Source organism: Dorea amylophila (assembly GCF_025567265.1).
GTDB classification, from domain to species: domain Bacteria; phylum Bacillota; class Clostridia; order Lachnospirales; family Lachnospiraceae; genus Dorea_A; species Dorea_A amylophila.
Genome location: NZ_JAOQJW010000015.1, coordinates 51,635 through 76,414 on the forward strand (window position 1 = coordinate 51,635; position 24,780 = coordinate 76,414).

Consider the following 24,780-nt stretch of genomic DNA (forward strand, 5'->3'; position numbering starts at 1 on the left):
TTATTCGGATAAGGAGGTGTCACAATGGATTTATCTAACTTAAGACCTGCTGACGGATCAAAGCAGAGTGATAATTTCAGAAGAGGACGTGGACACGGTTCTGGAAATGGTAAGACAGCTGGTAAGGGACATAAAGGTCAGAAAGCTCGTTCAGGCGGTACAAGACCTGGTTTCGAAGGTGGTCAGATGCCATTATATAGAAGAATACCAAAGAGAGGTTTCACTAACAGAAACACTAAGACAATCGTTGGTATCAACGTAAGTACTCTTGAAGTATTTGAAAATGATACAGTTGTTACTGTAGATACATTAATCGAACAGGGTATCGTTACAAATCCAAAGGATGGAGTTAAGATTCTTGGAAATGGCGAACTTACTAAGAAGCTTACAGTTCAGGCAGATGCATTCAGTGCAGGAGCTGTAGCTAAGATCGAGGCGTTAGGTGGAAAAGCAGAGGTGATCTAATGTTAGAAGCATTTCGAAAGGCATTCAAGATAAAGGATATTCGAAAGAAGATCGGATATACATTTTTGATGTTAATCGTAATACGAATTGGATCGCAGTTGCCAACACCAGGCGTAAATGGTGAATATATTAAGAATTTCTTTGCTCAAAACACTGGAGAGGCGTTCAATTTGTTTAACGCCTTCACCGGTGGCTCTTTTGAGCAAATGTCTGTATTTGCCTTAAGTATTACACCTTATATTACTTCATCAATCATAGTTCAGCTGCTTACAATTGCAATTCCGCAGTTAGAAGAGATGCAGCGTGACGGCGAGACTGGAAGAAAGAAGATTGTTGCTATTACAAGATATCTTACCGTTGGTCTTGCTTTAATTGAATCCGGCGCTATGGCAGTTGGATTCGGCCGTCAGGGACTTCTGGTGAAGTATAATTTTGTTAATGCAGCAATTGTCGTATTAACACTCACGGCAGGATCCGCTTTCCTGATGTGGATTGGTGAGAGAATTACAGAAAAAGGTGTGGGCAATGGTATATCTATTGTCCTGGTGATCAACATTATCTCTCGTATTCCGAGTGATATGACGACGTTATTTGACCAGTTCGTGAAAGGAAAAGCGATTGCTTCCGCTGGTCTTGCAGTATGTGTAATCATTGCAATCATCTTAGCATTGGTTGTTTTTACCGTAATCCTGCAGGATGGAGAAAGAAGAATTGCTGTACAGTATTCCCAGAAAGTGGTTGGAAGAAGATCATATGGTGGACAGTCCACTAATATTCCGCTGAAGGTTAACACGGCAGGCGTTATCCCTATTATCTTTTCATCATCTTTGATGCAGTTTCCAATCGTAATTGCAACTTTTCTTGGAAAAGATAATGGTAGTGGAATCGGAAGTGAGATTCTTCGTGGATTAAACCAGAGCAACTGGTGTAATCCGGAACAGATCAAGTATTCGTGGGGACTGGTACTATATATTGTCCTGACTGTATTCTTCGCATATTTTTACACTTCAATTACATTTAATCCATTGGAGATTGCAAATAATATGAAGAAGAGCGGTGGATTTATACCGGGAATTCGTCCGGGAAGACCAACAGTAGAATATTTGACAAAAATCTTGAATTATATTATTTTTGTTGGTGCATGCGGATTGATTCTGGTACAGATTGTTCCGATATTATTCAACGGATGGCTTGGAGCAAAAGTATCCTTTGGTGGTACTTCTCTGATCATTATTGTCAGTGTAGTATTGGAAACACTTAAGCAAATTGATTCAATGACACTTGTAAGAACATACAAGGGATTTTTAAATAGTTAATATTTTGACTCGCGGGAAGTTTTTTTCGCGGGTTAAAATGCTATAAGGAGGAACCGCCAAATGAAAATTATTATGTTAGGTGCCCCAGGAGCGGGCAAAGGAACCCAGGCAAAAAAAATTGCAGCAAAATATGATATCCCACACATTTCCACAGGAGATATCTTCAGAGCCAATATCAAGAATGGTACAGAACTGGGAAATAAGGCAAAAACATACATGGATCAGGGCTTGTTAGTTCCGGATGAACTGGTAGTAGATCTCGTAGTAGACCGCGTACAGCAGGATGATTGCAAGAACGGATATGTTTTAGATGGTTTTCCGAGAACAATTCCACAGGCAGAAGCACTGGATAAGGCACTTGCAGCACTGGGAGACAAGGTTGACTATGCAATCGATGTAAATGTCCCGGATGAGAACATTGTAAACCGTATGGGTGGACGACGCGCATGCGTAGGATGTGGAGCAACTTATCACCTGGTATATGCACCGACAAAGACAGAGGGAATCTGTGATGTTTGCGGAAAAGAACTGATTTTAAGAGATGATGATAAACCAGAGACAGTTCAGAAGAGACTGAACGTATATCATGAGCAGACACAGCCGTTGATTGATTATTATACAAAAGCCGGTATTTTAAAAACTGTTGACGGAACAGTTGATATTAATGATGTATTTGCAGCAATCGTAGAGATACTTGGAGCATAAGATCATGGCAATTACAATTAAGTCCGAAAGAGAAATCGAATTAATGGCGGAAGCCGGTAAGATACTTGAACGGGTTCATAATGAACTGGAGAAAGCACTCCGTCCGGGAATGAGTACGAAAGATATTGATACTCTGGGTGAGGAGATTATCAGAAGTTATGGATGCATTCCTTCTTTTTTGAATTATAATGGATATCCGGCATCCATCTGTGTATCAGTGAATCAGGAAGTTGTTCATGGAATTCCGGATAAACACAGGATCATTCAGGAAGGCGATATTGTCAGTCTGGACGCAGGAGTTATTTATAAGGGCTATCATTCAGATGCGGCAAGAACGCATGCGGTCGGTGAAGTCAGTGAGGAAGCAAAAAAATTGATTCGGGTTACAAAAGAAAGCTTCTTCGAAGGAATAAAATTTGCCAAAGCAGGGAATCATTTATTTGATATATCCGGTGCGATCGGCAGATATGCAGAAGAAAGAGGTTATGGTGTTGTAAGAGATCTATGTGGACATGGAATCGGAACAGCACTTCATGAGGCACCTGAAATTCCGAATTATGAAGTGGGACGTAAAGGTGTGAGATTAAGACCAGGTATGACACTTGCCATCGAGCCGATGATCAATATAGGAACACATGAAGTTGACTGGCTGGACGATGACTGGACAGTTGTAACAAGAGATGGTTCTTTATCGGCACATTATGAGAATACGATATTGATCACCGAAGGCGAACCTAGAATTCTGTCCTTAACCTGTGAGAATGAATAGACTTATATAAGTAAGAGGAAACAGATATGGTGATGTATGAAGCAGGCATGCTTGCAAGATCAAAAGCCGGACATGATAAAGCAAAGATGTATATCATAAAAGAAGTGGACGATACATATGTATATCTGGTGGATGGACGAATCAGAACACTCGTCCATCCTAAAAAAAAGAAAAAAAAACATGTGCAGATCGTTCATGGCACATATAATATGAAAGAACTTGATGATGCAGGCATAAGAAAGTTAATTAAGGATTGGATGAAAGAAGAAAAGTAGGAGGAAGATAGAATGTCAAAGGCTGACGTTATTGAAATTGAAGGAACTGTAGTAGAAAAACTGCCAAACGCAATGTTTCAGGTAGAACTTGAGAATGGACATCAGGTATTAGCTCATATCAGCGGTAAACTGAGAATGAACTTCATCAAGATCCTGCCGGGAGATAAAGTAACATTAGAACTGTCTCCATATGACCTTTCAAAAGGAAGAATTATCTGGAGAGATAAATAAATTCAAAAAAACTATTGACTTATATTGCAAATAGATGCTATACTATATAAGCACGTTTTCTAGGCATGTTTATGCACTGAAATCTCTGAGTTGCGATTTCAAATGGAAATGTGTAGCAACAAAGGCATAGCAATGGATGAAAGGAGGATCCCCGTGAAGGTTAGATCATCAGTAAAACCAATTTGCGAAAAATGCAAAGTAATTAAAAGAAAAGGAAGCATTCGCATTATCTGCGAAAATCCAAAACACAAACAGCGTCAGGGTTAATTTCTGAAGAATGTTTGATGTATTTAGGCGGCTGATAGTGGACACGCCAGGCGGTGTGGAAACTATTTTAAATATACAAGGCGCACCCGAAAGACCGGTGATGATCCTCGTATATTGCTTCTAATGCCGGCTCGTCATTACCGCATAGCTTCCAACACTATGAGCGGTGGCCGGAAAGGGCATGATACCGAACATGCCTGGGACAAAAATACAGGTCCCCTATTAAAGACAATTAACAATGAAAGAAAATGGAGGAAATTCACATGGCTCGTATAGCAGGTGTAGACTTACCAAGAGACAAACGTGTTGAGATCGGACTGACTTATATCTACGGAATCGGTAGAACAAGCGCAACTCGTATCTTGACAGAGGCAGGAGTTAATCCTGATATTCGTTGTAGAGATCTTACAGACGATGATGTAAAGAAAATCAGTGCTGTAATCGATGAGACACAGACAGTAGAAGGTGATCTTCGTAGAGAAATCGCTCTCAACATCAAGAGATTACAGGAAATCGGATGCTATAGAGGAATCCGTCACAGAAAAGGACTTCCGGTTCGTGGTCAGAAGACTAAGACAAATGCAAGAACAAGAAAAGGTCCTAAGAGAACAGTAGCAAACAAGAAGAAATAATTTATTTGAGGAAAGAGTAGGTTAGTTTTATTATGGCAAAGAAAGTTACAAAAAAAGTGACAAAGAAACGTGTCAAGAAAAACGTTGAACACGGACAGGCTCACATCCAGTCATCTTTTAATAACACAATCGTAACATTAACAGATGCACAGGGAAATGCTCTGTCATGGGCAAGTGCAGGCGGTCTCGGATTCAGAGGTTCAAGAAAATCTACCCCTTATGCAGCTCAGATGGCAGCTGAAACAGCAGCTAAAGCAGCATTAGTACATGGTTTAAAATCAGTTGACGTAATGGTTAAAGGACCAGGTTCAGGTAGAGAAGCAGCAATTCGTGCTCTGCAGGCATGCGGAATCGATGTAACAAGTATCAGAGACGTTACACCAGTACCACACAATGGTTGCCGTCCACCAAAACGCAGAAGAGTCTAGTACTATTATTATTCACTACGTTAACGGATTGTATGTGTCCGAATTATATAGGAGGAAAACAAAAACATGGCAGTAAATAGAGTTCCGGTTCTTAAAAGATGCAGATCCCTCGGAATGGATCCAGTTTATTTAGGAATTGATAAAAAGTCTAACAGACAGTTAAAAAGAGCGAATAGAAAAATGAGCGAGTATGGTCTCCAGTTACGTGAGAAACAGAAAGCAAAATTCATCTATGGTGTATTAGAGAAACCTTTCCTGAACTACTTCAAGAAAGCATCTAAGATGAATGGTATGACAGGTGAAAACCTGATGGTACTCTTAGAGTCAAGACTTGACAACGTTGTATTCCGTCTTGGACTTGCCAGAACAAGACGTGAAGCAAGACAGATCGTTGACCACAAGCACGTGCTTGTAAACGGAAAACAGATCAACATCCCTTCATACCTTGTAAAGGCAGGAGATGTTGTAGAAATCAAAGAAGCTAAGAAAAACTCACCAAGATACAAAGAGATCGTTGAGGTTACAGGCGGACGTCTTGTTCCAGAATGGTTAGAAGCTGATCTGGAAGGTCTGAAAGGAACAGTAAAAGAACTTCCAAAACGTGAAGCAATCGATGTTCCTGTAGATGAGATGTTAATCGTCGAGTTGTATTCTAAATAATAAACCGTAACCCACAGGAGGTGGACTTAGTGTTTGATTTTAATAAACCCAATATTGAAATAACTGATATTTCAGATGATAAGAAATATGGTAGATTCGTTGTAGAACCTCTTGAAAGAGGTTATGGTACAACATTAGGTAATTCTCTTAGAAGAATTATGCTTTCATCTTTGCCTGGTTCAGCAATCAGCCAGGTTAAGATCGATGGTGTACTTCATGAATTCAGTTCTATTCCGGGTGTTAAGGAAGATGTCACAGAGATCATCATGAACCTGAAATCTCTGGCAATCAAAAACACATCTGAATCTGATGAGCCTAAGACTGCTTATATTGAGTTCGAAGGCGAAGGAGTTGTAACAGCAGCTGACATTCAGGTGGATCAGGATATTGAAATCATGAACCCGGAGACTGTAATCGCTACATTAAACGGCGGTGCAGACAGCAAATTGTATATGGAACTTACCATTACAAATGGAAGAGGCTACGTGAGTGCTGATAAGAATAAGAATGACGAACTGCCAATCGCAGTGATTCCAATTGATTCTATCTACACTCCAGTGGAACGAGTGAACCTTACAGTAGAGAATACCCGTGTCGGACAGATTACAGACTTTGATAAACTTACACTGGATGTATACACGAACGGCACACTGCTTCCGGATGAAGCTGTAAGTTTGGCTGCAAAGGTACTTAGTGAACATCTGAAACTCTTTATTGATCTGTCAGAAGTAGCACAGGCTGCTGAAGTTATGATTGAAAAAGAAGACGATGAAAAAGAAAAAGTTCTTGAGATGAGCATTGACGAACTTGAACTTTCTGTTCGTTCATACAATTGCCTGAAGAGAGCTGGTATCAATACAGTTGAAGAACTGACAAACAGAACACCGGAAGATATGATGAAAGTACGTAACCTTGGACGTAAGTCTCTGGAAGAAGTACTTGCAAAATTAGATGAGTTAGGCTTAAGCCTCAGCAAAGGTGAAGAATAATCTGTCAGTAAGCCCGTAAGTGCATGGCAGAGCATTTGGCTAGTAAGCCCGAAGAAGCATAACCAAGTGTTATAATGGAGGATATTTAAAATGGCAAAATATAGAAAACTTGGCAGAACATCAAGCCAGAGAAAAGCATTATTAAGAAACCAGGTAACAGCACTTCTGAACAACGGTAAGATCGTTACAACAGAAGCTAAGGCTAAAGAGATCCGCAAGATCGCTGAAGGACTTATCGCATTAGCTGTTAAAGAAAAAGATAACTTCGAAGAAGTTACTGTAAAAGCTAAAGTTGCCCGCAAAGATAAAGATGGCAAGAGAGTAAAAGAAGTTGTAGATGGTAAGAAAGTTACTGTATATGACGAAGTTGATAAAACAATCAAAAAGGATATGCCAAGCAGACTGCATGCTCGTCGTCAGATGCTGAAGGTTCTTTATCCTGTAAAGGAAGTTCCAACTGCACAGGCTGGAAAGAAGAAAAATACAAAAGAAGTTGATCTTGTAGCAAAATTATTCGATGAGATCGCTCCTAAGTATGCAGATCGTAACGGTGGATACACAAGAATCGTTAAGATTGGTCAGCGTAAAGGTGATGCAGCTATGGAAGTTCTGATTGAACTTGTATAGTTAGAAGTCAATAAAAATATTGAAAACCTCACACAATCATGTGTGAGGTTTTTTTCTGCATAAATGACACCGAAAAAAGACAGACAGGAAATTTCGTAAAACAGATAATCAAGATTTGTTAAAAATCTGACTATAGCGTTAAATTTACTACTATTAACAAATATGATTACAAATTATCGAATAAATGATATAATACCGATATCACATTTGAAATGAATTGCGCAAAAAACTGATAATTGCAATTCATATGTACTGTAAATTGAAAACAAACAGATGGAAGGTAGGAATAAAGAATGAGCAGACTGGAAATTGCCTCTCCAAAAAAAGCAAAGATCGTAATGGAAGGCCTTTATAAAGATCTGGAAAGAAGAATCGAATCAAGTCCTCCGGGATTATGTCCTGTAGATATGGCAAGAGCATTTCTTGAGTTATGTCATGCACAGACCTGTGGAAAATGTGTACCTTGCCGTATCGGATTAGGTCAATTGAACAATTTCATCCGTGAAGTACTGGATGGAAAAGCAACTATGAAGACGCTGGATATTATGGAGCAGACTGCACTTTCAATCATGGAATCAGCAGACTGTGCAATCGGATATGAGGCTGCTAATATGGTATACAAAGGATTGATCGGTTATCGTGATGATTACGTTGAACATATCCAGAACGGAAGATGTACCTGTACCTATAATCAGCCGGTACCATGTGTATCTTTATGTCCTGCACATGTAGATATTCCGGGATATGTTGCACTGGTAGGTGAAGGCAGATATGCAGATGCGATCCGTCTGCTGAGAAAAGATAATCCGTTCCCGACTACATGTGGATTTATCTGTGAACATCCATGTGAAGCAAGATGTAGAAGAAATATGGTGGATGATTCTATTAATATTCGTGGATTAAAACGTGTAGCAGCAGATTTTGCGGGAGAAGTTGATCCTCCGCAGTGTGCACCGGATACAGGAAAAAAGATTGCAATCCTTGGTGGAGGACCTGGTGGTTTGAGTGCAGCTTATTATCTGCAGTTAATGGGACATCAGACAACTGTATATGAGATGCTTCCGAAATTAGGAGGAATGCTTCGTTATGGTATTCCGAACTACAGACTTCCGAAAGACAGACTTGACGATGATATCCGTGCGATACTGAAGACAGGTGTACAGGTGAAAAATGGTCTGAAGATCGGTCAGGATATTACAATCCAGCAATTGAGACAGGAATACGATGTTGTTCTGATTACAATCGGGGCAAGTACAGATAAAAAATTAGGATTGGAAAATGAAGATGCAGACGGAATCCTATCAGCTGTACAGTTCCTGCGTAACGTAGGGAAGAATCAGATTATGGATTTGACAGGAAAAGAGGTTGCTGTTATCGGTGGAGGTAACGTATCCATGGATGCAGTCCGTACAGCAAAACGTCTGGGTGCCAAGAAAGTAAGTATCGTTTACAGACGAAGGGTTGCGGATATGACTGCACTTCCGGGAGAAATAGACGGAGCAGTTGCAGAAGGTATTGAATTACAGACATTGAAAGCACCGTCATCCATTGATGTAGATGAGAATCATCATGTAAAAGGAATCTATGTGACCCCTCAGATGGTGAGCTCGATCAGAGACGGAAGAGCAAGCATCAAACCTACAGGTGAAGAAGATATTTACATACCATGCGATGTATTAATCGTAGCAATCGGACAGAATATCGAAACACATCACTTTGAACAGGCTGGTATTCCGGTTGAACGTGGGAAAATTGTTACCAAAAGCACGGGCGCATTCGAGAACCTTCCGGGTGTATTTGCCGGAGGAGACTGTGCAAGCGGACCGGCTTCAGTTATTAAGGCAATTGCAGCTGCAAAAGTCGTAGCAGCTAATATTGATGAGTATCTTGGATATCATCATGAGATTTCCTGCGATGTTGAAATTCCGGAAGCGCATCTGGATGATCGTACACCTTGTGGAAGAGTAAATCTTACAGAAAGAGAAGCGTGTGAAAGAGTCTGCGATTTTGAGGCAGTGGAAAATTGTATGACAGAAAAAGAAGCGAAACAGGAAGCAGGAAGATGTCTTCGCTGTGATCACTTCGGATACGGTATATTTAAGGGAGGCAGAGAGACATTATGGTAAATCTTACAATAGATGGAAGAGAGATAACGGTAAAAGAGAATACCACGATCATGGAAGCTGCATCCCAGAATGGAATTCCAATTCCGAAACTTTGTTATTTAAAAGGAATCAATGAAATTGCGGCCTGTCGTGTCTGTGTAGTGGAATTAGAAGGAAAAGAGAAACTTATCACCTCATGCAATAATGTCGCAAAAGAAGGTATGGTCATTCATACGAACAGTCCGAAAGTCAGAAGACACAGAAGAACAACGGTAGAGCTGATCCTTTCGCAGCATGACTGTGAATGTGTTACCTGTTCCAGAAGTGGAAACTGTAGTCTTCAGACGGTTGCAAATGACCTGAATATTATAGATATTCCGTTTAAAATGGAGATTGAAAGACAGCCATGGAATAAAGAATTCCCATTGATCAGGGATTCTTCCAAGTGTATAAAATGCATGCGCTGTGTACAGGTTTGTGAAAAAGTACAGGGACTTGGTGTATGGGATGTGGAAGGAACAGGATCAAGAACTACGATCAATGTGGCTGGTCACAGGACAATAGAAGAAGCTGACTGCGCATTATGCGGACAGTGTATTACACATTGTCCGGTTGGTGCGTTAAGAGTAAGAGATGATACAGAAGATATATGGGATGCAATTGCAGATCCGGACAAGATTGTAGTTGCACAGGTAGCTCCGGCTGTCAGAACAGCATGGGGTGAGGAATTTGGACTTTCTGATGATGAAGCAACAGTTGGAAAGATCCTTGACGCTTTGAAGAGAATGGGAGTCGACTATGCTTTTGACACCACATTTTCGGCTGACTTGACAATTATGGAAGAAGGGACGGAATTTTTGCACAGATTTACTGCAGGGGAATTGAAAGAGCGTCCGATGTTTACTTCCTGTTGCCCGGGATGGCTTAGATTTATCAAATCACAGTATCCACATCTGGTGAGACAGCTTTCAACGGCGAAATCACCGCAGCAGATGTTCGGAGCTGTGATGAAGACTTACTTTGCAGAGAAGCTCGGAGTATCTCCGCAGAGGATTTACACAGTATCAGTAATGCCATGTGTGGCAAAAAAAGAAGAAAAGGAGATGGAACTGTTCTATCAGGAATATGAAGGACATGATGTTGATACGGTTATTACGACGAGAGAACTGACAAAGATGATCAAATCAGCGCATATCAGTCCGGATACACTGTCAGATATAGAAAGTGACCGGCCGATGCAGGATGGAACAGGAGCAGGTGTAATTTTTGGTGCAACAGGAGGTGTCATGGAGGCAGCTCTTCGTACGGCATACTATCTACTTAAGAGTGAGAATCCGCCGGAAGATGCATTTAAAGCGGTAAGAAGTACAGGATTCAATGAGAATGAGGGAATCCAGGAGGCGGATTTCCAGATTGACAATGTAACTGTCAGAACGGCTGCAGTTAGTGGTCTAGGCAATGCACGGGCACTTCTGGACCGTATTAACAAAGGGGAAGTACATTACGACTTCGTAGAAGTCATGGCTTGTCCCGGAGGATGTGTAGGCGGCGGTGGACAGCCGATTCATGATGGAAGGGAGATGGCATACGAAAGAGGACGTAAACTCTATCATCTGGATGAGAATGCAAAACGCAGATTTTCGCATGAAAATCATGATGTACAAAAAATGTATGAAGAATATTTTGTAAAACCAAATTCGCCGAAATCACACATGCTGTTACATACTGAGCACAATTTGGAACGTTTTTAAATATCAATGTGTACAGAAGAAGCTGCCTGTGGCAGCTTCTTTGTGTATAGTGAAAGAGGTGGTAAAAGCAACCTGTTAAAGAATTATCAAATATGTGAAAAAAATATCAAAAACATATTGACAAAGAATTAACAAATGGTTATACTAAAACCATCGAAAACAAACAAAAACTCACAGGAGGATAATCAACATGGCGACAAAGAAAAAAGAGAATGTAGTACCAGAGATTATTGACAACGTAGAAGCTCTCGAAGCTAAGATGAAAGCAATGAGAGAAGCTCAGAAAAAATTTGCTACCTATACACAGGAACAGGTAGACAAGATCTTTTTTGAAGCAGCAATGGCAGCAAATAAGATGCGTATCCCACTTGCTAAGATGGCAGTAGAGGAGACAGGACGTGGACTTGTAGAAGACAAGATCATCAAAAATCATTACGCAGCAGAGTATATTTATAATAAGTATAAAAATGACAAGACATGTGGTGTGATTGAAGAAGACAAAGCATACGGAATTAAAAAGATTGCAGAACCAGTTGGTCTGGTAGCAGCCGTTATCCCAACTACAAACCCTACATCAACAGCAATCTTTAAGACACTGATCTGTTTGAAAACAAGAAATGCAATCATCATCAGTCCACATCCGGCAGCAAAGGCATGTACAATTGCGGCAGCGAAAGTTGTTCTTGATGCAGCAGTAAAAGCCGGAGCACCGGAAGGAATCATCGGATGGATCGATGTTCCGTCATTAGAGCTGACAACAACAGTTATGAAAGATGCTGATGAGATCCTTGCAACAGGTGGTCCTGGAATGGTTAAATCTGCATATTCTTCAGGAAAACCGGCACTTGGTGTTGGACCTGGTAACACACCTGTTATCATTGATGATTCCGCAGATATTAAGATGGCAGTTAACTCCATCATCCATTCTAAGACATTTGACAATGGTATGATCTGTGCTTCTGAACAGTCAGTAACTGTACTGGACAGCATCTATGATGAAGTTAAGAAAGAATTTGCATACCGTGGATGCTACTTCCTTAAGAAGGGAGAAGAACTTGATAAAGTCCGCAAGACAATTATCATTAACGGTGCGTTAAATAATAAGATTCCTGGAAAATCAGCATATGAGATTGCAAAATTAGCCGGTGTAGATGTACCGAAAGCTACAAAGATCCTGATCGGAGAAGTAGAATCTGTTGATATTTCAGAAGAATTTGCACATGAGAAATTATCTCCTGTACTGGCTATGTACAGAGCTAAGACATTTGATGAGGCTCTTGCAAAAGCTGAGCAGCTTGTTGCAGATGGTGGATACGGACATACATCATCACTTTACATCCACCCATCACAGACAGAAAAGATTGAGAAACATCAGCAGGCTATGAAGACTTGCCGTATCCTGATCAATACACCTTCATCACAGGGTGGTATCGGAGACCTTTACAACTTCGGACTTGCTCCATCTCTTACACTTGGATGTGGTTCTTGGGGAGGAAACTCTGTATCTGAGAACGTAGGTGTGAAACACCTGATCAATATCAAGACAGTTGCAGAGAGGAGAGAAAACATGCTGTGGTTTAGAACACCTGAGAAAGTATACTTTAAGAAAGGCTGCATGCCTGTAGCATTAGATGAACTCGGAACTGTAATGCATAAGAAGAAAGCGTTCATCGTAACAGACAGTTTCCTGTACAAGAATGGTTATGTAAAACCGATCGAAGATAAATTAGATCAGATGGGAATCCAGCATACATGCTTCTTTGAAGTTGCTCCAGACCCAACTCTGCAGTGCGCTAGAAGAGGTGTAGAACAGATCAGAGCATTTGAGCCAGATACGATCATCGCTCTTGGTGGTGGATCCGCAATGGATGCCGGAAAGATTATGTGGTTAATGTATGAGCATCCGGAAGCAAAATTCGAAGATATGGCTATGGACTTCATGGATATCCGTAAGAGAGTATACACATTCCCTAAGATGGGAGAAAAAGCTTACTTTATAGCTATCCCAACATCTTCAGGAACAGGTTCAGAAGTAACTCCATTCGCAATCATCACAGATGCTGATACAGGAGTAAAATGGCCTATCACAGACTACGAATTAATGCCAAACATGGCTATCGTAGATGTTGACAATGCAATGACAGCACCTAAGGGACTGACAAGTGCATCTGGTATCGACGTAATGACACATGCAATCGAAGCATATGTATCTATCATGGCTACAGACTTTACAGATGGTCTTGCTATGAAGGCAGTAAAAGCAGTATTTGATTACTTACCATCTGCATATGAGAATGGTGCTAATGATCCAATCGCAAGAGAGAAGATGGCTAACGCTTCATGCATGGCTGGTATGGCATTCGCAAATGCATTCCTTGGACTGAACCACTCTATGGCTCACAAACTTGGTGCATTCCATCACCTGCCACACGGTATTGCTAACGCTGTAATCCTGACAGATGTAATGCGTTACAATGCTGCAGAAGTACCTACAAGAATGGGAACATTCTCTCAGTATCAGTATCCACATGCACTTGCAAGATACGCAGAATTAGGACGTTTTGCAGGATGCAAAGGTAAGACAGATGAAGAAGTATTTGAGAACTTCATCGCTAAACTGGAAGAACTCAAAGAGAAGATTGGCATTAAGAAGACAATCAAAGATTACGGTGTAGATGAGAAATACTTCCTGGATACATTGGATGATATGACAGAGCAGGCATTCAACGACCAGTGTACAGGAGCTAACCCAAGATATCCTCTTATGAGTGAGATGAAAGAAATCTACCTGAAATGCTATTATGGAAAATAAAAAGGCGTAAATATAATATCCATGAGTTTTTGTTTGTAGATTGGATAATGTATTGAGCATAGGAAAAGTGCAGCGTTTGACGTTGCACTTTTTCTTATGTCAAAATATTGATAAAAAAATAACAATAAATATGCAGGGTGAAAAATAGTGAAAAAAATATCAAAAACTATTTAAAAATCTGACAATAAGGTATATAATACAGATAACAAGAAGGAAAAGGGCAAAAGATTCAATAAAAAGGAGGAATCTGTATGAAGCTCGAAAAGAAGAATTTGATCGTAGAGAGACCTTACAAATCAGTTTATAAGACCGAGGAGGGTGTTGTTAAAATATTTGTAACAGATCATCCAAAGTCAGCAGTATTTAATGAAGCATTGAATACTGTGAAAGTTGAAGAAACAGGATTGGATATTCCGAAACTAAAAGAGGTAACTCAGATTAATGGGGAATGGGCGCTGGTCATTGAGAACCGGGAAGGAAAAACTTTGGAAGAAATGATGAAAATTGACCGTGCCAATCTTGAAAAATATATGTCAGATTTTGTAGATCTTCAGCTGAAAGTACAGAGTAAAACGGCAGAAACATTACCGAAATTAAAAGATAAACTCGCAAATAAGATAAGAAATCTGAAAGTTTTGGATGCAACAGAGCGTTATGAACTTTTGACTAGATTGGAATCTATGCCGAGACATACAAAATTGTGTCATGGTGATTTTAATCCAAGTAACGTAATTGTTGAAAAGAACGGAAAGATGACTGTGATTGACTGGGCACATGCTTCACAGGGAAATGCAAGCGCAGATGCGGCAATGACATATTTGCTGTTTGCATTACACGATCAGGAGAGTGCAGATCTTTATCTTAAGTTATTCTGTAAGAAAAGCGATACCGCAAGACAGTATGTAGAACAATGGCTTCCAATTGTTGCTGCCGCAGAACTTGAGAAAGATATCCGGCTGGAAAAAGATTTTCTGATGAAATGGATCGATGTTATGGAGTATGAATAAATCGTACAAAAAATAAGCCTCCGAACGAGGCTTATTTTTTATTTCATAATATACATAAGAGACAAAATCAACTGCTAAAAATCAGAAAAATACATTTCCACCAATATTTATACCAGATACGCCGGTAGATGCTGAGCGGAACTGTAAACAGTTTATAACTGCAGAATGTCTTGCGCCGCCAAGTGCTGCCTGGGCAACAGAATAAGCAGTTGAGGAAGCACCTTTGCTGAGAACACGGTTCAATGAACCGTTCCAGGTTGGGGCAAACTGACCGGACTGGTAAATGACTGCGCGCAAATTGTTCGGATATGCCGGACTTGCCACACGGTTCATTATAACAGTTGCAACGGCTAACATTCCGTCATAACCGCCTGCTTCACACTGGAGAATTGCCGCTAACAGGGCAACATCTGTGGTTGAAGCCGGAGTTGAATTACCATTATTAACAGTTGGAGAATTAGTGTTGGTATTGGTGTTGGTAGTGTTGTTCTTATTTGTGTTATTTGTATTTGTTGATGCTGTCTGATTATTTTTATTCGCGTTATTCGTATTGGTATTAGTGTTGCTTGTCTCAGTATTTTTTGCGTCATCTGCCTTTACAGATCCTGAGACTTCATCGTTCTGTGCAAGCTTTAATGCTTCCTCAGCAGCTTTGGCACGGTCTAATTGTGCCTGATAATCTGCCAGTTCCCCGGAAGTAGATGAAATTTTTGAATTTAATTCATCACGCTTGCTGGTTAATGTCTCCTGAAGGCCGGAAAGCTTGCTTTGCTGCTGTTCCAGGTCATTCTGTTTCTGTTCTACATTACTGCGAACCTGCTGTAATTCTTCCAGCATCTTTCGATCATACTGACTAATAGTGGCAACATATTCAGCCTTGTTCAGGAAATCTCCCATACTTTCTGAAGTAAGAAGAATCTGAACCAGAGATGCGCCGCCGCCTTCATACATGAATTTGATTCGGTCTTTCATCGAATCATACTGCGCTTCTTCATCAAGCTGCGCAGAAGCGAGATCCAGCTTGGATTTTTCAACCTTAGCAGATAAATCCTCAATCTGGCTTGAAGTATTGTCCAGTTCCTCACTTAAGGAAGATAACTGGCTATTCAAATCATTTAACTCACCTTTTAAACCAGAGGTGGTACTTTCCAATTCATCTGTGGAAGGTGCCGAATATACTGGAGTATTAACAGAAGCAATTGTTACGGTACAGATGGTAATTGCCAAAGCCGATCTTAATGCTCGTTTCTTTTTCATACTTATCATAAACATATCCTTTCCCTTTTTGCGAATGCGTATCTATTATACTACAAAACATAAGATAAAGCAAATTTTTGACCGGAAACATAAGAAGAGACAGAAGTTTTTTGTTTCTTTCGACAGATTAAAGGTATTTAAAACTTTATATAAACAAATCCGGAAAAGGTTTACACAGAGGAGATTTGTGTATAAAATAAATAATGAGAATGTCTAAGTGAGAGAGGAATATTTAATATGAAAAAATATGAAGAAGAAAATTATAAATATGAAAATATCTGCGATAAGATCTATCCGTGGGTAAAAACAGAGCTTACAGATTCACATGCATTGAACGGAAAACATTTTTCCAAAAAAGATGCTCCGGTAATTAGTTTTCTTGGGGATTTGAATGTTGTATTTGCAATCAAAAGGGCCGAAGATGCATATGAGATATTAAAAGACAATATGCTTCCGCCGGAATGTGATATCATAGAATTGTATCATAAGTCTTGTGAAAATCTGAACAGAGATGTAGAATTTGTAGTTGCGAATACCTGGTACGGAGGATTTGGAATTGTGGCAGACGGACATCATGAAGCAAGTTCCGTATGTTTCAAACATATCTGGCAGGTGTGTGCAGACAAATTAGAGGATGATCTGATCATTATGATTCCGAGAAAGGATGCGGTTCTTTTTGCACCTGCAGGCAATAAAGAGACTGTTCAGAAGATGATCGATCACGGGGAACAGGCTTATGAACAGGGCGAGAATAAGATCAGTAAGAATCTGTACCGGTTCTCAAGAGAAAGAAAGGAATTAGTTACATATGAAGAATAAGATCAGAATGATCGGCATGGATTTAGATGGAACTTTACTGAAGACGAATAAAGAACTGACTGCATACACGAAAGATGTACTGAAAAGAGCGGCAGAACAGGGAATCATTGTCATGCCGGCGACAGGAAGACCTTTTTCCGGTATTCCGAAAGAGCTGACCGGACTGCAGGAAATCCGTTATGCAGTTACTGCAAATGGAGCAAGAGTCATAGATATGGAGAAGAACGAGGTGATCGTGGAAGAACTTCTTGCGTATGATATTGCAGAAGTAATTTTGACTATATTTGAACGTTATGATACGTTCAGAGAGATTTACTATCATGGCATTGGATATGCATCCAAAGAGGCACTGACCAGAATTGACAAGTATCTGAATATACCGGCGATGGCGGATTATATTACGTCTACGCGTGTACCCGTGGATGATGTGAGGGCAAAGTTTGAAGAGATGAATCAGCCGGTAGATAAGATTCAGGCATTATTTACATCGGTAGAAGACCGTGATGCAGCCAGAAAAGAGATTGAAGAGGTATCTGGAATCGAGATTACCGGTGCGCTTCCGATGAATCTGGAGATTAATGCTGCAGGTGTCAATAAAGGGAAGGCAATGATCGAACTTGGGAAGGTTCTTGGCATTCCAAGAGAAGAAATCATGGCATTCGGAGATGGAAACAATGATCTGAAGATGTTAAAAGAAGTCGGAACAGGTGTGGCAATGGAGAATGCTATTCCATCGCTGAAAGAAGCAGCAGATTATGTGACACTGTCCAATGACGAAGAAGGCGTTGCGAAATTTATAGAAAAATATGTGCTGGATTAAGGAAAGGAGCGCAACATGTTAGATGTTATTAAGGTAATTATTTTGGGAATTGTGGAGGGAATCACGGAATGGCTTCCGGTCAGCAGTACGGGACATCTTATTCTGGTGGGAAATGTATTAAAGCCGAGTATGAGTGATGCATTTATGGAAATGTTCGATGTAGTGATCCAGCTGGGTGCGATCATGGCGGTTGTAGTATTGTACTTCCACAAATTGAATCCATTTTCACCGAGAAAAAGCCATAAGCAGAAGATGCTGACATGGCAGATGTGGATCAAAGTACTGATCGGCTCAGTACCTGCAGGAATAGTTGGAATACTTTTTAACGATATTCTCGATGAGATCTTTTACAAACCATTACCGGTAGCGATCATGCTGATCGTTTATGGTGTGTTATTCATCATCGTTGAGAAGCATAATGCAGGGAAGAAACCTTCTGTTACAAAGATTTCACAGCTCAGTGTCCAGATGCTGCTGTGGATTGGATTCTTCCAGATGCTTGCACTGATCCCGGGAACATCCAGATCAGGAGCTACGATTGTCGGAGCACTGCTGATCGGTGTATCAAGGGAAGTGGCAGCAGAATTTACATTCTTCCTGGCGATTCCCGCAATGTTTGGTGCCAGTCTTCTGAAACTGATCAAGTTTGGTTTCCATTTTACAGGTGCGGAGTTTGCTCTTTTGATGCTGGGATGTATCGTATCGTTTGGTCTGTCGGTCATTGCGATCAAGTTCCTGATGGGGTATATCAAGCAGCATGATTTCAAAGTGTTCGGATATTACCGTATCGTATTGGGGGCACTGATCATTCTCTGGACGATCGTTCAGACTGTAATTGCATAGAAATGTATAAGAAAACAAGTGAATGTTTCATGATTATGTGGAATTATCCACTTGTTTTTTGATTAAAACATGATAATATATTAAATATATATGTATTTTTATACACATATTGAAAAGAATGGAGGAAAAAGATTATGAAGTTAAAAAAAGTTATCAGTGTAATGCTGGTTGGTGCATGCGTATTCTCTATGGCAGCATGTGGTTCTAAAAAAGAAGAAGCAAAAAAAATCGAAAGCGCAGATGATCTGAAAGATGCAAAGATCGGTGTACAGACAGGTACAACAGGTGATATCTACTGCTCTGATGATTTTGGTGATGATCATGTAGAACGTTTTAATAAAGGTGCAGATGCAGTTCAGGCACTTGTAAAAGGTAAGATTGATGCAGTTGTTATTGATAACGAGCCTGCAAAAGCATTTGTAGATGCAAATGACGGACTGAAGATCCTCGAGACACCTTATGTAGAAGAAGATTATGCAATGTGCTTCAAAAAAGGCAACACAGAGCTGGAAGATAAATTCAACGCAGCGATCAAAGAACTGAAAGAAGACGGAACATTTGACAAGATCATCGGATATTATATCGATGGAACAGAAGATAAAGGATATGAGTCTCCGGCAGATGCTGACCATTCCAATGGCAAACTTGTAATGGCAACAAATGCTGCATTTGAGCCATATGAATATTATGAGAATGACAAGATTGTTGGTGTTGATGCTGATTTCGCGAAGGCAATTGCTGACAAGCTTGGCATGGAACTGACAATCAATGATATGGAATTTGATTCTATCATCGCAGCAGTAGACAGTGGAAAAGCTGATTTTGGTGCAGCAGGTATGACAGTTACAGATGAAAGAAAACAGCAGGTAGATTTCTCAGATTCATATTACACAGGAAAACAGATGATTATTGTAAAAAAATAATCAGAAAAGAATAGGATGAGAACATGCAGGAATTAAAAAAAGAATTTATTCTGAATTTTATAGAGGATAATCGTTGGAAATATATTGTGGACGGTTTGAAAATTACGCTGATCGTTACGATATTTGCGGTATTGATTGGTGTCCTTTTGGGATTTTTAATTGCGATTGTCCGTACGACACATGATAAGACCGGCAAATTAAAGATATTGAATGCAATCTGTAAGGTATATCTGACTGTGATCCGTGGGACTCCGGTTGTTGTACAGCTGATGATCATTTACTTTATCATATTCGGAAGTGTGGATATCAGTAAGGTACTGGTTGCGATCATTGCATTTGGTATTAACTCAGGTGCATATGTTGCAGAGATTTTCCGTTCCGGTATCATGTCAATCGATAACGGACAGTTTGAAGCAGGACGAAGTCTGGGATTCAATTATGCTCAGACAATGATGTACATCATTATGCCGCAGGCATTCAAGAATGTACTTCCGACACTTTGTAATGAATTCATTTCTTTATTGAAAGAGACTTCTGTATCCGGTTATATTGCGTTACAGGATCTGACGAAGGGCGGGGACATTATCCGAAGCCGTACATATGATGCATTCATGCCGCTGATCGCCGTTGCGCTGATCTATCTGGCAATGGTAATGATCTTTACCAAGCTTGTCAGCTTACTGGAGAGGAGGTTGAGAAACAGTGACCACTAAGAATGATGATGTGCTGATCAAAGTAGAAGGTCTGCACAAGATATACGGAGATTTTCATGCACTGAATGGAATCAATGAAGAGATTCACAAGGGAGAAGTGGTCGTTGTCGTAGGACCATCCGGTTCCGGTAAGTCAACGTTCCTGCGTTCTCTGAATCTTCTTGAGGTTCCGGATCAGGGTCATATCTATTTTGAAGGTGTGGATATTACAGATAAGCATGTGGATATCAACAAGCACCGTCAGAAGATGGGAATGGTGTTCCAGCATTTTAATTTATTCCCGCACAAGACAATCAAGGAAAATATCACGCTTGCTCCGATCAAGCTTCTTGGAAAGAGCAAGGAAGAGGCAGATAAAAGAGCAATGGAACTTCTGGAAAGAGTAGGACTTGCCGAGAAGGCGGATTCTTATCCATCCCAGTTATCCGGCGGTCAGAAGCAGAGAATCGCGATCGTGCGTTCCCTGGCAATGGATCCGGATGTGATCCTGTTCGATGAACCGACATCGGCTCTTGACCCGGAGATGGTAGGAGAAGTTCTGGAGTTGATGAAACAGCTCGCAAGAGAAGGTATGACGATGGTTGTGGTAACACACGAGATGGGATTTGCCAAGGAGGTTGGTTCCAGGGTTATCTTTATAGATTCCGGAGAGATCAAAGAACAGGCAAAACCAGATGAATTCTTCGATCATCCGAAGGATCCGCGGTTGCAGGAATTTTTATCAAAGATTTTATAATACAGAATGGAAAAAGGAAATATATCATGTAAATGTTTTCTCCCGCTGTGCGGTAAGAAAGATATTACATGATATGTTTCCTTTTTTATTTCAAACTATACTTTGCAACAACTGTCCCGTTCAATCAGATGGTGGGGAACGATGATCTTGGTTGCAGGCAGGTTTGGATTTTCTATGTGGTTGATGATCTGCGAGGCGGCTTCACTTCCAAGCTGACCGGCTCCGATGTCAATTGAGGTTAATTGCGGGGAGGTCAGTCTTGCAAACAGAGAGTTGTTGAAAGATATGATGGACAGATCTTCCGGGATGGACAGATTGGTTTCCAGGCAGACTCGTTCTAAAGAGACGGCGAGGATATCATCGCTGACCAGAATTGCTGTCGGGCGGTCTTCCTGCAGCAGAAGTCTGCGTATGGCTTCTTCATTATTCTCTGATGCATTCTTTACTTCCGTACAGTATTCCGGACGGACAGGAAGCTGATGGCTTGCGAGTGCAAGCTGGTAACCGGCCTTACGGTCGGCAGAGAACATCAGGGAACTGTCGGAACCAAGGTAGGCGATCCGGCGGTGCCCAAGCTGGTACAGGTATTCCGTTGCTTCACGGCCGGCAAGCAGATTGTCATTGTCAATATAGATCGTCTGATTGGTGTACTGTGTTGCTTTTCCGATAAGAATATATAAAAGACCTTCGTTAAAGAGGTAATCGATAACAGGGTCTTCTTTTTTGGAATACAGTACGATGAAACCGTCTACTTTGCCGCTTCGGGACATAGACCGGACAGCGTCAAGAATCTCAGCTTCATCCTGGCCGGTTACAATTGTCGTCATATACTGCCTGCCGTTACAGTAATGGCTGATTCCCTGGACCGCTTCCAGATAGAAGGAGTTCTCATAGACTTCTTTGGCAGAAGCAGGGAGAATGATGCCGATCGTACGTGAATTCTGTGAAGCGAGATTGCTTGCTTGAAAATTCGGTTCATATCCAAGTTCTATCATAGCTTTTCTGACACGTTCTTTTGTCTCTTCGCTGATAGAAGGATTATTTTTGCAGGTTCTGGATACGGTGGAAGGGGATACACCTGCCAGCGCAGCCACATCTTTAATTGTTACTGCCATGTAAGTAACCTCCGTTAGAGTTATATTTTCGTAGCTTTTGGATTTTTCTTATATTTTACAGCAAACAAATCAATATTGCAATTGAATTGCGGAAATACAATGCAAACGTATGCATTGGCGCAGTGGAAAATTGCACAAAAAAGGCGCGATTAAATTGTGAAAAAGGTAGAATTAAGTTCCGTAATCGAAATATAGATTGAAAACTATGCAAAACTTGACTATAATTAACGCAAACGGTTGCATAAATAAATGTAATAAGAAAACATGAGGAGGTTTCGTTGGGAACGAGAATAAGGGTAAAAATATACCACAAGTAATTCTTGCACCGTTAACCGGAAAGGCAGTGCCGTTAAGTGAAGTCCCGGATTCGGTATTTTCTGAGAAAGTCTTAGGTGACGGAGTTGCAATTATTCCGGCAGACGGTAAGATTGTAAGCCCGGTAGACGGAGAGATATCAACAGTGGCAGAAACGCGGTATCTATTATGAATGGACCTGGATCAGCGCCAAGACCGGCTATGGAAAATACGATGAAGGAATGGCGTTGCTCAGTAAGAAACCAATCGCACGGGTACAGCAGTTTCTGACCAGTAAGACGGATGATTACGAGAACTGGAAGACGAGACGTATCCTCGGCATACAGCCGGAAGGAAGCAGTGGCTGGTTCTTTACCATTCATATGGGATGGTGGAATGATGAGGAAGAACCATTTGTTGATCAGTGGAAATGTATACAGGAGACATTGAAAGATCCAAAATACCGGGAAGGAACTATCTGGCTGATGGGAGATTTTAACAGTCAGGATGATGTCCGCACTTCGAACGTTATCTGTAACGGAAAGAATGCACCGGTCGTATCGGATCATTACGGAGTTATGATAACGGTATAACAGATCGGTTTATAATGAAAGAAAATCAAAACAATAAGAAAAGAAGAGGGAAAGAAAGATGAGCGAGAGAGCAGCAGGCATACTCATGCCGATCAGCAGCCTTCCATCGGAATACGGAATCGGCTGTTTTTCAAAGAGTGCATATGAATTTGTGGACTGGCTAAAAAAAGCAGGACAGAGCTACTGGCAGATTCTGCCGCTTGGTCCTACAAGCTACGGAGATTCTCCGTATCAGTCGTTTTCAACATTTGCGGGCAATCCATATTTCATCAGTCTGGAGGCACTGGTGGAAGAAGGCGTTCTGACAAAAGCAGAATGTGAAGCTGTAGACTGGGGAAAAGTAAAAGGGAGTATTGATTATAAAAAGATTTACGAAGGACGTTATCCGCTTCTTCGAAAAGCTTACGAAAGAAGTAATGTACATGAGAATGCAGCGTATCAGCAGTTCGTAAAAGAGAACAGCTGGTGGCTGTCAGATTATGCATTATTCATGGCGGTAAAAGACAGATTTGACGGCGTGGAATGGAAATTGTGGGCAGATGATATCAAGCTGCGCTGGGGACCTGCGATGGATTATTACCGTGAAGAACTGTATTTTGATATCGAATTCCATCAGTATATGCAGTTCAAGTTCTATGAACAGTGGATGCAGTTAAAAACCTATGCGAACAAAAAAGGCATTCAGATCATCGGTGATATCCCGATTTATGTTGCAATGGACAGCGCAGATACCTGGGCACATCCGGAATTGTTCCAGTTAGATGAGGAAAATGTACCGGTTGCTGTTGCAGGATGTCCGCCGGACGGATTCTCCGCAACCGGACAATTATGGGGAAATCCACTCTACCGCTGGGGATATCATAAAGAAACAGGATATCAGTGGTGGATATCTCGTCTGGCATATGTGTTCCGCCTGTACGATGTGGTAAGAATCGATCATTTCCGTGGATTTGATGAGTATTTCTCTATTCCATATGGGGCAGAGACGGCGGTAGACGGACACTGGGAAAAAGGACCGGGCATGGATCTGTTCTGGAAAGTAAGAGAAACACTGGGTGAAAAACCGGTCATCGCAGAAGATCTTGGATATGTTACGGACAGTGTACGTGAGCTGGTAAGGGACAGCGGATTCCCGGGTATGAAGGTTCTGGAATTTGCATTTGACTCGAGAGATTCGGGATGTGCGAATGACTATTTGCCACATAACTATCCGGTGAACAGTGTCGCTTATACAGGAACACATGACAATGAGACGCTTGCAGGCTGGTGGGGAAGCATCAGTAAGGATGAGCAGAAGCTGACCCGCGAGTATCTCTGTGATACTTACACACCGGAAGCAGAACTGAATAAGCCGTTGATCAGCCTGATCATGAGAAGTGCCGCAAAATGGTGCGTGATCCCGATGCAGGATTACCTGGGTCTTGATAACAAGTGCCGTATGAATACACCGTCAACGGTCGGAACGAACTGGAAATGGAGAATCCGCAAGAATCAATTATCTGTGAAATTACAGAAAGAGATCTATGCAGTGACATTGCGTTACGGAAGAATGAACTGGATGGAAGAAGTTGAAGAAGCAGCGGACAGAGAAGAATAGAGAGTATCCTGTCTGGGAGCAGAAATAAAAA

General features: G+C 41.0%; 27 protein-coding genes. 25 read left to right on the forward strand and 2 right to left on the reverse strand.

What is annotated here, in order from left to right:
* The first annotated feature begins 24 nt into the window (after window positions 1–24).
* From rplO to OCV72_RS10590, 16 genes are all read left to right on the forward strand, one after another.
* Window positions 25–465 carry a 50S ribosomal protein L15 gene (gene rplO, locus OCV72_RS10515; protein WP_055283725.1) on the forward strand — a complete coding sequence of 147 codons (441 nt, stop codon included), beginning with the start codon at window positions 25–27 and terminating at the stop codon, window positions 463–465.
* Entirely contained in the window at window positions 465–1,781 is a 1,317-nt protein-coding gene (gene secY, locus OCV72_RS10520) for a preprotein translocase subunit SecY (protein ID WP_055283727.1), read from the forward strand. Before rplO ends, secY begins: the two co-directional genes overlap by 1 nt.
* 60 nt (window positions 1,782–1,841) lie before the next feature.
* A complete protein-coding gene (locus tag OCV72_RS10525) occupies window positions 1,842–2,486 on the forward strand; it encodes an adenylate kinase (protein WP_055283729.1) in 645 nt (214 codons plus the stop codon).
* 4 nt (window positions 2,487–2,490) lie between these two features.
* Window positions 2,491–3,255, forward strand: a complete 765-nt coding sequence (gene map, locus OCV72_RS10530) for a type I methionyl aminopeptidase (protein ID WP_055283731.1) — start codon at window positions 2,491–2,493, stop codon at window positions 3,253–3,255.
* 26 nt (window positions 3,256–3,281) lie between these two features.
* Window positions 3,282–3,530 carry a KOW domain-containing RNA-binding protein gene (locus tag OCV72_RS10535; RefSeq protein WP_028088448.1) on the forward strand — a complete coding sequence of 83 codons (249 nt, stop codon included), beginning with the start codon at window positions 3,282–3,284 and terminating at the stop codon, window positions 3,528–3,530.
* A 12-nt stretch (window positions 3,531–3,542) separates the two neighbouring features.
* Window positions 3,543–3,761 (forward strand): translation initiation factor IF-1, encoded by a 219-nt coding sequence (gene infA / locus OCV72_RS10540; protein ID WP_004607275.1) that lies wholly within the window; start codon window positions 3,543–3,545, stop codon window positions 3,759–3,761.
* A 153-nt stretch (window positions 3,762–3,914) separates the two neighbouring features.
* Complete coding sequence (gene rpmJ / locus OCV72_RS10545; RefSeq protein ID WP_003022746.1) at window positions 3,915–4,028, forward strand: 50S ribosomal protein L36; 114 nt, start codon at window positions 3,915–3,917, stop codon at window positions 4,026–4,028.
* Between the two features lie 263 nt (window positions 4,029–4,291).
* Window positions 4,292–4,660 (forward strand): 30S ribosomal protein S13, encoded by a 369-nt coding sequence (rpsM, locus tag OCV72_RS10550; protein ID WP_022415191.1) that lies wholly within the window; start codon window positions 4,292–4,294, stop codon window positions 4,658–4,660.
* 32 nt (window positions 4,661–4,692) lie between these two features.
* Window positions 4,693–5,088 (forward strand): 30S ribosomal protein S11, encoded by a 396-nt coding sequence (gene rpsK, locus OCV72_RS10555; RefSeq protein WP_005332330.1) that lies wholly within the window; start codon window positions 4,693–4,695, stop codon window positions 5,086–5,088.
* Window positions 5,089–5,154: 66 nt separating this feature from the next.
* On the forward strand, window positions 5,155–5,748 hold the full coding sequence (rpsD, locus tag OCV72_RS10560; protein ID WP_028088447.1) for a 30S ribosomal protein S4: 594 nt from the start codon (window positions 5,155–5,157) through the stop codon (window positions 5,746–5,748).
* A 29-nt stretch (window positions 5,749–5,777) separates the two neighbouring features.
* Window positions 5,778–6,737 (forward strand): DNA-directed RNA polymerase subunit alpha, encoded by a 960-nt coding sequence (locus tag OCV72_RS10565; RefSeq protein ID WP_022415190.1) that lies wholly within the window; start codon window positions 5,778–5,780, stop codon window positions 6,735–6,737.
* A gap of 90 nt (window positions 6,738–6,827) precedes the next feature.
* The gene (locus tag OCV72_RS10570; RefSeq protein WP_006427410.1) at window positions 6,828–7,364 is read left to right on the forward strand and encodes a bL17 family ribosomal protein; all 537 of its coding nucleotides are present in this window, start codon (window positions 6,828–6,830) and stop codon (window positions 7,362–7,364) included.
* A 293-nt stretch (window positions 7,365–7,657) separates the two neighbouring features.
* On the forward strand, window positions 7,658–9,490 hold the full coding sequence (locus OCV72_RS10575) for an NAD(P)-binding protein (protein ID WP_055283733.1): 1,833 nt from the start codon (window positions 7,658–7,660) through the stop codon (window positions 9,488–9,490).
* The gene (locus OCV72_RS10580) at window positions 9,484–11,220 is read left to right on the forward strand and encodes a [FeFe] hydrogenase, group A (RefSeq protein WP_055283735.1); all 1,737 of its coding nucleotides are present in this window, start codon (window positions 9,484–9,486) and stop codon (window positions 11,218–11,220) included. Before OCV72_RS10575 ends, OCV72_RS10580 begins: the two co-directional genes overlap by 7 nt.
* Before the next feature lie 190 nt (window positions 11,221–11,410).
* Window positions 11,411–14,032, forward strand: a complete 2,622-nt coding sequence (gene adhE, locus OCV72_RS10585) for a bifunctional acetaldehyde-CoA/alcohol dehydrogenase (protein ID WP_055283737.1) — start codon at window positions 11,411–11,413, stop codon at window positions 14,030–14,032.
* Between the two features lie 251 nt (window positions 14,033–14,283).
* Window positions 14,284–15,039, forward strand: a complete 756-nt coding sequence (locus OCV72_RS10590) for an aminoglycoside phosphotransferase family protein (protein ID WP_028088442.1) — start codon at window positions 14,284–14,286, stop codon at window positions 15,037–15,039.
* A gap of 81 nt (window positions 15,040–15,120) precedes the next feature.
* On the opposite strand, the gene OCV72_RS10595 is transcribed toward OCV72_RS10590, so the two are convergent.
* Complete coding sequence (locus OCV72_RS10595) at window positions 15,121–16,305, reverse strand: cell wall hydrolase (RefSeq protein WP_055283740.1); 1,185 nt, start codon at window positions 16,303–16,305, stop codon at window positions 15,121–15,123.
* 228 nt (window positions 16,306–16,533) lie between these two features.
* Here OCV72_RS10595 and OCV72_RS10600 point away from each other — a divergent pair, with 228 nt between their 5' ends.
* The 6 genes from OCV72_RS10600 (at window position 16,534) to OCV72_RS10625 (ending at window position 21,150) form a co-directional block, all read left to right on the forward strand.
* A complete protein-coding gene (locus tag OCV72_RS10600; RefSeq protein WP_028088440.1) occupies window positions 16,534–17,115 on the forward strand; it encodes a hypothetical protein in 582 nt (193 codons plus the stop codon).
* The gene (locus OCV72_RS10605; protein WP_055283742.1) at window positions 17,105–17,935 is read left to right on the forward strand and encodes a Cof-type HAD-IIB family hydrolase; all 831 of its coding nucleotides are present in this window, start codon (window positions 17,105–17,107) and stop codon (window positions 17,933–17,935) included. The genes OCV72_RS10600 and OCV72_RS10605 overlap by 11 nt, the downstream gene beginning before the upstream one ends.
* A 15-nt stretch (window positions 17,936–17,950) precedes the next feature.
* Window positions 17,951–18,778 (forward strand): undecaprenyl-diphosphate phosphatase, encoded by an 828-nt coding sequence (locus OCV72_RS10610; protein ID WP_055283744.1) that lies wholly within the window; start codon window positions 17,951–17,953, stop codon window positions 18,776–18,778.
* A 134-nt stretch (window positions 18,779–18,912) separates the two neighbouring features.
* Window positions 18,913–19,701: a transporter substrate-binding domain-containing protein gene (locus tag OCV72_RS10615; RefSeq protein ID WP_055283746.1), complete on the forward strand. Its 789-nt coding sequence runs from the start codon at window positions 18,913–18,915 to the stop codon at window positions 19,699–19,701.
* A 23-nt stretch (window positions 19,702–19,724) separates the two neighbouring features.
* Window positions 19,725–20,414, forward strand: coding sequence for an amino acid ABC transporter permease (locus OCV72_RS10620; protein WP_028088436.1), 690 nt, complete (start codon window positions 19,725–19,727; stop codon window positions 20,412–20,414).
* Window positions 20,404–21,150: an amino acid ABC transporter ATP-binding protein gene (locus OCV72_RS10625; protein WP_055283748.1), complete on the forward strand. Its 747-nt coding sequence runs from the start codon at window positions 20,404–20,406 to the stop codon at window positions 21,148–21,150. The genes OCV72_RS10620 and OCV72_RS10625 overlap by 11 nt, the downstream gene beginning before the upstream one ends.
* A gap of 95 nt (window positions 21,151–21,245) precedes the next feature.
* Here OCV72_RS10625 and OCV72_RS10630 read toward each other — a convergent pair whose 3' ends face one another.
* The gene (locus OCV72_RS10630; RefSeq protein ID WP_055283752.1) at window positions 21,246–22,265 is read right to left on the reverse strand and encodes a LacI family DNA-binding transcriptional regulator; all 1,020 of its coding nucleotides are present in this window, start codon (window positions 22,263–22,265) and stop codon (window positions 21,246–21,248) included.
* Between the two features lie 316 nt (window positions 22,266–22,581).
* On the opposite strand from OCV72_RS10630, the gene OCV72_RS10635 reads away from it, so the two are divergent.
* From OCV72_RS10635 to malQ, 3 genes are read left to right on the forward strand one after another with little or no spacing between them, the layout of a single operon-like run.
* Window positions 22,582–22,752 (forward strand): PTS glucose transporter subunit IIA, encoded by a 171-nt coding sequence (locus OCV72_RS10635; protein WP_226853664.1) that lies wholly within the window; start codon window positions 22,582–22,584, stop codon window positions 22,750–22,752.
* Between the two features lie 49 nt (window positions 22,753–22,801).
* Window positions 22,802–23,152 carry an exonuclease/endonuclease/phosphatase family protein gene (locus OCV72_RS10640; protein ID WP_055283754.1) on the forward strand — a complete coding sequence of 117 codons (351 nt, stop codon included), beginning with the start codon at window positions 22,802–22,804 and terminating at the stop codon, window positions 23,150–23,152.
* A gap of 58 nt (window positions 23,153–23,210) precedes the next feature.
* Entirely contained in the window at window positions 23,211–24,749 is a 1,539-nt protein-coding gene (gene malQ / locus OCV72_RS10645) for a 4-alpha-glucanotransferase (RefSeq protein WP_055283757.1), read from the forward strand.
* Window positions 24,750–24,780 lie beyond the last annotated feature (31 nt).

Bases quoted from the DNA above. Each gene is read 5' to 3' on its own strand.
- OCV72_RS10580 (WP_055283735.1), top strand. From the start codon at position 9,484: ATGGTAAATCTTACAATAGATGGAAGAGAGATAACGGTAAAAGAGAAT.
- OCV72_RS10590 (WP_028088442.1), top strand. From the start codon at position 14,284: ATGAAGCTCGAAAAGAAGAATTTGATCGTAGAGAGACCTTACAAATCA.
- rpsK (WP_005332330.1), top strand. From the start codon at position 4,693: ATGGCAAAGAAAGTTACAAAAAAAGTGACAAAGAAACGTGTCAAGAAA.
- OCV72_RS10600 (WP_028088440.1), top strand. From the start codon at position 16,534: ATGAAAAAATATGAAGAAGAAAATTATAAATATGAAAATATCTGCGAT.
- OCV72_RS10620 (WP_028088436.1), top strand. From the start codon at position 19,725: ATGCAGGAATTAAAAAAAGAATTTATTCTGAATTTTATAGAGGATAAT.
- OCV72_RS10605 (WP_055283742.1), top strand. From the start codon at position 17,105: ATGAAGAATAAGATCAGAATGATCGGCATGGATTTAGATGGAACTTTA.
- malQ (WP_055283757.1), top strand. From the start codon at position 23,211: ATGAGCGAGAGAGCAGCAGGCATACTCATGCCGATCAGCAGCCTTCCA.
- OCV72_RS10640 (WP_055283754.1), top strand. From the start codon at position 22,802: ATGGCGTTGCTCAGTAAGAAACCAATCGCACGGGTACAGCAGTTTCTG.
- infA (WP_004607275.1), top strand. From the start codon at position 3,543: ATGTCAAAGGCTGACGTTATTGAAATTGAAGGAACTGTAGTAGAAAAA.
- rpsM (WP_022415191.1), top strand. From the start codon at position 4,292: ATGGCTCGTATAGCAGGTGTAGACTTACCAAGAGACAAACGTGTTGAG.
- map (WP_055283731.1), top strand. From the start codon at position 2,491: ATGGCAATTACAATTAAGTCCGAAAGAGAAATCGAATTAATGGCGGAA.
- OCV72_RS10595 (WP_055283740.1), bottom strand. From the start codon at position 16,305: ATGATAAGTATGAAAAAGAAACGAGCATTAAGATCGGCTTTGGCAATT.
- rplO (WP_055283725.1), top strand. From the start codon at position 25: ATGGATTTATCTAACTTAAGACCTGCTGACGGATCAAAGCAGAGTGAT.
- OCV72_RS10610 (WP_055283744.1), top strand. From the start codon at position 17,951: ATGTTAGATGTTATTAAGGTAATTATTTTGGGAATTGTGGAGGGAATC.
- OCV72_RS10535 (WP_028088448.1), top strand. From the start codon at position 3,282: ATGGTGATGTATGAAGCAGGCATGCTTGCAAGATCAAAAGCCGGACAT.
- rpsD (WP_028088447.1), top strand. From the start codon at position 5,155: ATGGCAGTAAATAGAGTTCCGGTTCTTAAAAGATGCAGATCCCTCGGA.
- secY (WP_055283727.1), top strand. From the start codon at position 465: ATGTTAGAAGCATTTCGAAAGGCATTCAAGATAAAGGATATTCGAAAG.
- adhE (WP_055283737.1), top strand. From the start codon at position 11,411: ATGGCGACAAAGAAAAAAGAGAATGTAGTACCAGAGATTATTGACAAC.
- OCV72_RS10525 (WP_055283729.1), top strand. From the start codon at position 1,842: ATGAAAATTATTATGTTAGGTGCCCCAGGAGCGGGCAAAGGAACCCAG.
- OCV72_RS10630 (WP_055283752.1), bottom strand. From the start codon at position 22,265: ATGGCAGTAACAATTAAAGATGTGGCTGCGCTGGCAGGTGTATCCCCT.
- OCV72_RS10570 (WP_006427410.1), top strand. From the start codon at position 6,828: ATGGCAAAATATAGAAAACTTGGCAGAACATCAAGCCAGAGAAAAGCA.
- OCV72_RS10615 (WP_055283746.1), top strand. From the start codon at position 18,913: ATGAAGTTAAAAAAAGTTATCAGTGTAATGCTGGTTGGTGCATGCGTA.
- OCV72_RS10575 (WP_055283733.1), top strand. From the start codon at position 7,658: ATGAGCAGACTGGAAATTGCCTCTCCAAAAAAAGCAAAGATCGTAATG.